This is a genomic window from Paraburkholderia ribeironis (assembly GCF_900019265.1).
GTDB classification, from domain to species: Bacteria; Pseudomonadota; Gammaproteobacteria; order Burkholderiales; family Burkholderiaceae; genus Paraburkholderia; species Paraburkholderia ribeironis.
This window is the reverse complement of the sequence record NZ_CYGX02000108.1, coordinates 23,705-29,704: the sequence shown is the minus strand read 5'-3', so window position 1 is coordinate 29,704 and position 6,000 is coordinate 23,705. Positions and strand designations below refer to the sequence as shown.

Annotated in this window: 3 protein-coding genes; 2 read left to right on the top strand and 1 reads right to left on the bottom strand. The window is 65.9% G+C overall.

The genetic code is table 11. The features are described from left to right. Positions 1-695 precede the first annotated feature (695 nt). Entirely contained in the window at positions 696-3,047 is a 2,352-nt protein-coding gene (locus BN2475_RS30890; RefSeq protein WP_094783185.1) for a UvrD-helicase domain-containing protein, read from the top strand. A gap of 11 nt (positions 3,048-3,058) precedes the next feature. Beyond that, positions 3,059-3,880 carry a 5'-methylthioadenosine/adenosylhomocysteine nucleosidase gene (locus BN2475_RS30885; RefSeq protein WP_094783184.1) on the top strand — a complete coding sequence of 274 codons (822 nt, stop codon included), beginning with the start codon at positions 3,059-3,061 and terminating at the stop codon, positions 3,878-3,880. Between the two features lie 100 nt (positions 3,881-3,980). Here the strand turns inward: BN2475_RS30885 and BN2475_RS30880 are convergent, their stop codons facing one another. Beyond that, on the bottom strand, positions 3,981-5,885 hold the full coding sequence (locus BN2475_RS30880) for a propionate--CoA ligase (RefSeq protein ID WP_094783180.1): 1,905 nt from the start codon (positions 5,883-5,885) through the stop codon (positions 3,981-3,983). Positions 5,886-6,000: the final 115 nt, after the last annotated feature.

Here is a 6,000-nt window from a genome sequence, read left to right as displayed (position 1 = left end):
CTGTGCGGGGCGGGCACCTACTTTCTTTGCATGCCGCAAAGAAAGTAGGCAAAGAAAGCGGCTTCAAACCGCCAGCTTTTAAGCGGGTCCCCTGGCTTGGAGGGGGCAGTGGCGCATCTGGAATCCGTGTCTTCGCACATTCCGCCCCGGTGACAAGGCAGTCATGCTTCCGGCGGCGCTGCGCGCGCCGAGGCGGTCGTTCATCAAACCACTGGTGTTGTTTGCGCCTCGCCGAGGCGAAGCCGAAGGCTCCCCACAGCGCAGAGAAAGAGCCGCTGGTTTCCCTTGCATACCTGTCCGCGACGCACGCAGTGCGGAGTGGGAGCGAATGACAGCCTGGTCACTGCCGTCTGCTGCGCGAGGGATCGTTCGTTAATCGCGCCACTATCCCCTCCAAGCCAGGGGACCCGCTTAAGAATTAGCGGTTTGAAGCCGTTTTCTTTGCCTACTTTCTTTGCGGCATGCAAAGAAAGTAGGTGCCCGCCCCGCACAGGGGCAACGCCAATAGACCACAAGCAAATCAAGGAAAGGCCAACACCTTAAGAAGACCACCTCAGCGGCAACGCCAATAGCCCACAAGCAACTCAAGGAAAGGCCAACAAAAAAAACCCAACCCCCAGCCCCGCACAGGCAAAAAAACCCCACCCCGGCAGGGGCATATAATGACGAACAACCTGCCGTCCCTGCAAAAAAAGATGCCCGACCTGCTAGCCAACCTGAACTCCGAACAACACGCCGCCGTCACGCTCCCGAACGAGCCCGCGCTGATTCTCGCCGGTGCGGGCAGCGGCAAAACCCGCGTTCTGATCACCCGCATCGCGTGGCTCATCCAGCACGGCCTCGCGTCGCCGGCCACGATTCTGGCAGTGACCTTCACCAACAAGGCCGCCCGCGAAATGATGGCGCGCCTGTCGGCGTTATTGCCGATCGACCCACGCGGCATGTGGATCGGCACCTTCCACGGTCTGTGCAACCGCATGCTGCGTGCGCATCATCGCGACGCGGGCTTGCCGGCGACCTTCCAGATTCTCGACACCGCAGACCAGCTGTCGGCGCTCAAGCGCCTGATGAAGGGCCTCAACATCGACGATGAAAAATACCCGGCGAAGAACCTGCAGTACTTCATCAACAATGCGAAGGAACAGGGACTGCGGCCCAAAGACGTCGACGCCACCGACAACTTCAACCGCAAATTCGTCGAGCTTTACGAAGCCTACGACCAGCAATGCCAGCGCGAAGGCGTGGTCGACTTCCCGGAGCTGCTGCTGCGCTGCTTCGAGCTGCTCGCGCACAATCCGCCGTTGCGCGCGCACTATCAGGCGCGTTTCAGGCACATCCTCGTCGACGAGTTCCAGGACACCAACAAGCTGCAATACGCGTGGCTGAAGCTGCTGGCGGGCCAGTCCAGCCCGATCTTCGCAGTCGGCGACGACGACCAGTCGATCTATGCGTTCCGTGGCGCGAACGTCGGCAACATGCGCGACTTCGAGCACGAATTCAACGTGCGGCACCTCATCAAGCTCGAACAGAACTACCGCTCGCACGGCCATATTCTCGACGCCGCCAATCAGCTGATCGCCAACAACTCGCGGCGCCTCGGCAAGAACCTGCGCACCGACGCGGGCCACGGCGAACCGGTGCGCGTCTACGAGTCCGCGACCGATACCCAGGAAGCCGGCTGGATCGTCGAGGAAGTCAAGGCGCTGATCAGCACCGGCACGTCGCGCAGCGAGATCGCGATCCTCTATCGCAGCAACGCGCAGTCGCGCACGATCGAACATACGCTGGTCAACGCGGGTATCGCGTATCGCGTGTATGGCGGCCTGCGCTTTTTCGAGCGGCAGGAAGTCAAGCACGCGCTCGCGTATCTGCGCCTGATCGACAATCCGAACGACGACACCGCGTTTGCGCGCGTCGTCAACTTTCCGACGCGCGGCATCGGCGCGCGTTCGATCGAGCAGCTCGCGGACGCGGCGCGTCTGTACAACTGTTCGATGGCCGCCGCGATTCCGTATGTGGCGGGCAAGGCGGGCTCGAGCCTCGCCGGCTTCGCGAACCTGATCGGCAAGATGCGCGGGCAAACGCAGCAGATGAGCCTGCCGGAAACCGTCGAGTACGTGGTGCGCACGAGCGGTCTCGCGGAGTTCTATCAAAACGAGCGCGAAGGCCAGGACCGGCTGGAGAACCTGCAGGAACTGGTCAACGCGGCCGCCGCGTTCGTCAGCGAAGAGGGCTACGGGATGGACACGCCGGCGCGTTCGATTCCGCTGCGCCCGGGCGCGACCGCCGCGCCTGAACTGGCGGTCGCCACCGACGATCCGAATACCGTCGTGCTGGACGCGCCCGGCATCACCGAGCCGGCGCAAAATCCCGACACGATGACGCCGCTCGCCGGCTTCCTGTCGCACGCGTCGCTCGAGGCGGGCGACAACCAGGCGCAGGCCGGCCAGGAAGCCGTGCAGCTGATGACGGTGCACGCGGCCAAGGGGCTCGAATTCACGGCGGTGTTCATCACCGGCCTCGAAGAGGGGCTGTTCCCGCACGAGAACAGCGCGATGGAATCGGACGGGCTGGAGGAAGAGCGGCGTCTGATGTACGTGGCGATCACGCGGGCCAAGGAGCGCCTGTATCTGTCGTTCGCGCAGAGCCGGATGCTGCACGGCCAGACCCGTTACAACATCCGCTCGCGCTTCTTCGACGAGCTGCCGCAGGACACGCTCAAGTGGCTCACGCCGAAGGTTGAGGCGGGCGCGCGCTGGGGCGGCCGCTCGGACAACGCGGGGTATGGGCGCGACTGGTTCGCGCGGCCTGGTTACACGGGCCCGGCATCGTCGACGCCGGCTGCGCTGCCGGCCTTCGCGAACGAGCAGCGCGCGGCGGAAACGGGCTTCCGGGTCGGCCAGCAGGTGTTCCACACCAAGTTCGGCGAAGGCACGATCACCGCGCTCGAAGGCGGCGGCACCGACGCGAAAGCGCAGGTCAAATTCAAGCGCCACGGCGAGAAATGGCTCGCGCTCGCGGTCGCCAAACTGCAGGCGGTCGAATGAGCGCGGGCGTCATGGATACGGCCGGCGTGGGCTTGCCGCCAGGCGAGGATCGCGCCAGCGCGGCGGTGCCGCAGCGTCCGCTGGGCATTCTGGCGGCGTTGCCGCAGGAGCTCGGCGATCTGATCGAGGCGATGCGCGCCGAGTCCGGCGTGCGCACGATTACGCACGGTCAGCGCGACTATCACCTCGGCACCGTCCACGGTGCGCCGTGCGTCGTCACGCTGGCGCGGGTCGGCAAGGTCGCCGCGGCGGCAACGGTCAGCGCGTTGATCCATGAATTCGACGTCGAGGCGGTCGTGTTCACGGGCGTCGCCGGTGGTGTGGGGGGCGAGGTGCGGGTCGGCGACATCGTCGTCGCCGACGCGCTGCTGCAGCATGATATCGACGCGTCGCCGCTGTTTCCGCGCTTCGAAGTGCCGCTCCTCGGCATGTCGCGTTTCGCCGCCGATGTGGCGCTGGCCGATCGGCTCGCCGCGGCGTGCGAGCGCTTTATCGCCGAAGAGGGCGCGGCGTCGGCGGCACGCTTCGGCACGCACGAGCCGCGCGTGCATCGCGGTCTGATCGTCAGCGGCGACCAGTTCGTCGCCAGCGCGGCGGGCGTCGCGGCGCTGCGCGACGCGTTGCCGGATGCGCTTGCGGTCGAGATGGAAGGCGCGGCGATCGCGCAGGTCTGCCACGAGTACGGGGTGCCGTGCGCGGTCGTGCGCACGATCTCGGACACCGCCGACGATCACGCGCCGGCGTCGTTCGTATCGTTTCTGACCGAAATCGCGGGGGTCTATTCGAACGCGATCCTGACACGCTTTTTCAACCCGGGTCGCACAGCGGGGTAAAAAACGCCGGGTGGAGCGGGCTGCATGCAGCCCACGCACTTCCCGGTGCCGTTTTTCAACCCGCTTTTCAACCCGCTTTTCGACCCGATAGGGCATCCACTCAGTTTTTCGCGGCGTCGTCCAGCGCTTCGCGGATCTCCTGCAACGCGCCCGCATCTTCGATGGTCGGCAGGTCGCCGGGGTCGCGTCCTTCGGCGAGCGCCGCGATCGCGCGGCGCAGCAGCTTGCCGGAGCGCGTCTTCGGCAGCATCGACACCACCACCACGCGCGCCGGCCGCGCAATCGTACCGAGCTCGCGATCCACCGTCGCCGTCAGTTCGGCCGACAGCCGGGCGCGCTCGCTGGAATCCGCCGAGGCTTGCGCGCCGCGCAGCACCACGAAGGCCATCGCCGCCTGACCCTTCAGCGCATCCGTCACGCCGACCACCGCCACTTCCGCGACGGACGCGTGGCTCGACAACGCTTCCTCGATCTCGCGCGTGCCGAGCCGGTGGCCGGCGACGTTGATCACGTCGTCGGTGCGGCCGAGGATCGTCACGTAGCCGTCTTCGTCCTGCACGCCCCAGTCGAAGGTCGAATAGACCTGCTGGTTCGGAATGCTCGACCAGTAGGTGCTGACAAAGCGGCTGTCGTCGCCCCAGACCGTCGACATGCAGCCGGGCGGCAGCGGATAGTTCAGCGCCAGCACGCCTTTTTCTCCGGGCGGGCAAGGCTCGCCGGTCAGCTCGTTGCGCAGCGTCAGATCGAAACCGGCCGACGGCACGCCCGGCGAGCCGAGCTTGGTGGGCAGCGCTTCGACGCCGCGCGGAATCGCCAGCATCGGCCAGCCGGTCTCGGTTTGCCAGTAGTTGTCGATCACCGGCTTGCCGAGCGCGTCGGCAATCCACGCGGCGGTCGGCTCGTCGAGCGGCTCGCCGGCGAGGAACAACGCGCGCAGGCTCGACAGATCGGCCTTCTTCAGCAGCGCCGGGTCCTGTTTTTTCAGCACGCGCAACGCGGTCGGCGCGGTGAACATCAGATTGATTTTGTATTGTTCGACGAGGCGCCACCAGATGCCGCCATCGGGGCGAATCGGCGTGCCTTCGTACATCACCGTGGTCAGCCCTGCGATCAGCGGTGCGTAGACGATGTAGCTATGGCCGACCACCCAGCCCACGTCCGATGCGGTGAACATCGTGTCGCCGGGCTTGCCCTGAAAGATGTACTCCATCGACGCCGCGAGCGCGACCGCATAGCCGCCCACGTCGCGTTGCACGCCCTTCGGTTTGCCGGTCGTGCCCGACGTGTACAGCACATACGAAGGCTCGTTCGATTCGAGCCACTCGCAGGGCACGTGCGTGTCGAAGAACTGCTCGCGCAACGGTTCGTACGCGACCAGGTAGTTGGCGTTCAGGCGTTCGGGCGCAAGTTGCCGGTCGATCAGCAAGACGCGCGGCGTCTTGTGGGTTGCGCGCGTGAGCGCTTCGTCAATCAGCGGCGTGTAGTCGATCACCTTGCCGCCGCGCGCACCGGCGTCGGCGGTCACGATCAGCACCGGCTTCGCATCGTCGATGCGCGTCGCGAGATTGGGCGCTGCGAAGCCGCCGAACACCACCGAGTGGATCGCGCCCAGACGCGCGCACGCGAGCATCGCGAATAGCGCCTCGGGGATCATCGGCAGATAGATCAGCACGACGTCGCCGCGCTTCACGCCGAGCGAGCGCATGACCGCGGCCATCCGGTTGATTTCCGCGTACAGCTCGGCGTATGTGTAGCGCCGCTCGACGCCGATTTCCGTCGACACATATACCAGCGCGTTCTGCTGCGCGCGCTCCGCCAGATGGCGGTCCACCGCGTTATGGCACAGATTCGTGCGGCCGCCGACGAACCAGCGCGCGAACGGCGGCTTCGAGCGGTCGAGCACCGTGCCGAACGGCGTGTGCCAGTGAATCCGTTGCGCTTCTTCACGCCAGAAAGCGTCGGGGTTCTCGATCGAACGGCGGTGGAAATCACGGTAGCTGGTCATCTGCGGCGATCCTTGTGCTGCGTGAGTGAACGGGTGGGCGAGCGGTGCGGGGGTGCGGCGGTGCGGCCGCGCGGCGCAACCGCACCGCACAAGCATAGAGCACATGCGGCGGGGC